Origin of the sequence: Kribbella sp. (assembly GCF_035687465.1) — a bacterium.
Lineage (GTDB): Bacteria > Actinomycetota > Actinomycetes > Propionibacteriales > Kribbellaceae > Kribbella.
Window position 1 is genome coordinate 1 of the sequence record NZ_DASRXP010000660.1, and the last position, 2914, is coordinate 2914.

The window sequence follows — 2914 nt, forward strand, 5'->3', positions numbered from 1 at the left end:
CAGCAGCGCCAGCGCGGACTGGTCGGCGATCATCTCCAGCAGGGCGAGCGTCTCCCCTGAGAACTCGCCGGGTTGCTTGCGCCGGACGACCAGTGAACCGACGATCTGACCCTCCCGCAGCATCGGCACCGCGACCACCGAACGCCAGCCGGCTTCGAAGAGCACCCGCAGATGGGGGTCAAGTTCGACGGTTTCGAGGTCTGTCACCGCGAGCGGCCGTCCGAGCTTGGCGGCGCGTCCGACAAGCGTCTCGTCGAGGTGGATGCGCGTGGTCCGAAGACGCTCAATCACCTGCGGCTCGGTCTGATAGGTACTTCGCACCAGGAAGCACCGCTCGGTCTCGGAGTACTCCATGATCGAGCCGCCGTCCGTCGCGGAGAGCCGGACCGCATGCTTGGCGATGGTCGAGAGCACCTCGCCGACCTCGAGACTTGAGTTGACGGCCTCGCCGACCTCGCGGAGCGCTTCGAGCTCCCCCACCTTCCTCGCCAGCTCGGCACCACGGGCCTCGAGCTGCTGGACCAGCTTCACCCCGTTGATCGCCATCGCGGCCTGACCCGCGAAGGCAGTGACGATGTTCTTCTCGCGCTCGTCGAACGGGCTGACCTCGTTGCGCCAGACCGACAGGGCGCCAACAACCTGGTCGTCGACCAGCATCGGGGCGCCCATGGTGGTCCGGAATCCCGCGACCCGCTGAAGATCCTGGCGGCCGTAGTCCGGATCGGCCAGCACATCAGCAATCTGCTGGGTCGTGTGATCGAGACCTACCCGGCCGATGAGCGTCTCGCGGTTCATCGGCATCGGATGTCCGGTGATGAACCGGATCGACTCCTCCGACAGCCCGACCGCCTTGATCAAGCGATAGAAGCCGTTCTCGAGAAGATAGAGATGGGCCGCCTGGGACCGGCAGAGTCGCCGGGCGCTCTCCACGATGGTAGTCAGTACCTGGTCCGGGTCGCCGGCCGAGCGGCCGACTGCGGACAGTACCTCGTTGGCTGCGGCGAACTGGTCATTCAAGGCCGCGAAGTTGCGTTGGAGCCGCTCGTGCTCCACTGTGCTGACGGCGCCCCTGGCGGGCGCCCGCTCGACCATCGCATCCTCCCCATCGCCAGGTTCACCCGGCGACCCCCTCCTGAGTGTGCCGCCGATCCTCACTAGCTGCAATCGCCAACACCTGCTTCAAACTGCCGTTGGAGCAGGCCCGCGACAAAGCTGTTGCCTAGAGCCCCTACTCGACGCTCGCGGGGAAGATCGAAACGCCGGCGGCGGTCAAGTCCTGTACAGCGCGGTCGGTGGGCTCCGCGTCGGTGATCACCCCGGCGACCTCTTGGACCGGAAGTACGGAAAAACGTGAAGCAGCCCCGATCTTCTCGGCGCTCGCCAGGACATAGGTGTCGGCGGCTCGCCGGGAGAGAGCTCGCTTCATCGCGGCCTCGTCAGCGTCTCCCGTGGTCAGACCCGCCTCGTGGTGAACGCCGGTCACGCCTAGCAGGAACAGGTCGGCCGTCACCGCCTGGGCAGCCTCGACCGCAGCCGCGCCGCTGGCGACCATGGAGTGTTTGAAGATCCGGCCACCGAGCAGGTAGATCTCGAGGTCGGGGTGTTGTCCGAGGGCAGCCGCCACCGTCGGGCTGTGGGTGATTACCGTTGCCTGCAAGGCTTTCGGCAAGGCCTGAGCGACGGCCAGAGCCGTAGTACCGCCGTCGAGGATGACCGCCATTCCGGGCTGGATCAGGGCCGCAGCAGCAAGCGCTACACGTGTCTTGCTGTCCACGGCGACGGCCTGACGGGCTGTGTAGTTGGCGATCGCAGGCGAGACCGGCAGCGCTCCGCCGTACACGCGCTGACACAACCCGCCGGTTGCGAGCTCGCGGAGATCGCGCCGGATGCTGTCCTCGGAGATGCCGAGCTCGGCGGCCAGATCCTTCGCCACGATCCGCCCGTCCAGTACGAGCCGCTCCAGCAGCAGAGCACGTCGTTGTGCGGCCAGCATCCACATTCCTCCTTGTTTCTCCGCATTCTTGCACGTTATGGTCCACCCATGTCCAGACCACTGCTGATCCTGATCGCCGGCCCCTATCGCTCCGGCACTGGCGACGACCCTGACCTGATGGCGAAGAACCTCGCCAAACTGGAGGAGGCCGCCTGGCCGATCTTCCGCCGCGGACACGTCCCGATGATCGGCGAATGGGTCGCCCTGCCCATCCTGAGCAGCGCCGGCGCCACCGGCGTCACGGATCCCCTCGCCGACCAAGTGATGTACCCGACCGCCCAGCGCCTACTCCAGCACTGCGACGCCGTACTGCGCCTGCCGGGCGCCTCCACCGGCGCCGACCAGGACGTCGCGATCGCCCGCGACCGCGGCATCCCCGTCTACTACGACCTCGACGAGATCCCCCAGCACGCCGCCTGAGGCTGCTCGGCTGGGCTTCACCTGCTGTACCGCTGAACTTCTGATGGAAGTGCTGGTCAAGGCGGGAAGCGCATGGAAAACTCCACTCGTTTGCCGTCCTTCTCCCCGCCTAGAGGTGATCGCTTCATGCCTGATCTCAACCGTCGCAGGTTCCTGCAGCTGGCCGGTGGCACCGCCGCCCTCGCCGCGATGTCGAACAGCATCGACCAGGCCGCCGCGATCCCGGCGAACCGTCGCCACGGCGATCTCCGGGACGTCGAGCACATCGTCGTCCTGATGCAGGAGAACCGGTCGTTCGACCACTACTTCGGCGCGATGAAGGGGGTCCGCGGCTTCGGTGACCCGCGCCCGGTGACGCTGCCGAGCGGCAAGTCGGTCTTCCACCAGTCGAACGGTACGAAGGACATCCTGCCGTTCCACCCGCAGGCCGACGACCTCGGCATGCAGTTCCTCCAGGGGCTGCCGCACAGCTGGCCGGACGGCCACGCGGCCTACAACAAC

At 66.8% G+C, this 2914-nt stretch carries 4 protein-coding genes; 2 read left to right on the forward strand and 2 right to left on the reverse strand.

Going from position 1 to position 2914, the window contains the following annotated elements; translation table 11 throughout:
- Both VFG33_RS35275 and VFG33_RS35280 read right to left on the reverse strand, forming a co-directional pair.
- Nucleotides 1-1092 (reverse strand): GAF domain-containing protein (locus VFG33_RS35275; RefSeq protein ID WP_325057362.1); only part of this gene is annotated, 1092 nt, incomplete at its 3' end.
- A 136-nt stretch (nt 1093-1228) separates the two neighbouring features.
- The gene (locus VFG33_RS35280; RefSeq protein ID WP_325057363.1) at nt 1229-1993 is read right to left on the reverse strand and encodes a DeoR/GlpR family DNA-binding transcription regulator; all 765 of its coding nucleotides are present in this window, start codon (nt 1991-1993) and stop codon (nt 1229-1231) included.
- Nucleotides 1994-2041: 48 nt separating this feature from the next.
- On the opposite strand from VFG33_RS35280, the gene VFG33_RS35285 reads away from it, so the two are divergent.
- Both VFG33_RS35285 and VFG33_RS35290 read left to right on the forward strand, forming a co-directional pair.
- Complete coding sequence (locus VFG33_RS35285; RefSeq protein WP_325057364.1) at nt 2042-2413, forward strand: DUF4406 domain-containing protein; 372 nt, start codon at nt 2042-2044, stop codon at nt 2411-2413.
- 126 nt (nt 2414-2539) lie between these two features.
- On the forward strand, nt 2540-2914 hold a 375-nt coding region (locus tag VFG33_RS35290), incomplete at its 3' end, for an alkaline phosphatase family protein (protein WP_325057365.1).

Excerpts from the sequence above, each read along its gene's own strand:
- VFG33_RS35280 (WP_325057363.1), bottom strand. The coding sequence starts at position 1,993 with ATGCTGGCCGCACAACGACGTGCTCTGCTGCTGGAGCGGCTCGTACTG.
- VFG33_RS35285 (WP_325057364.1), top strand. The coding sequence starts at position 2,042 with ATGTCCAGACCACTGCTGATCCTGATCGCCGGCCCCTATCGCTCCGGC.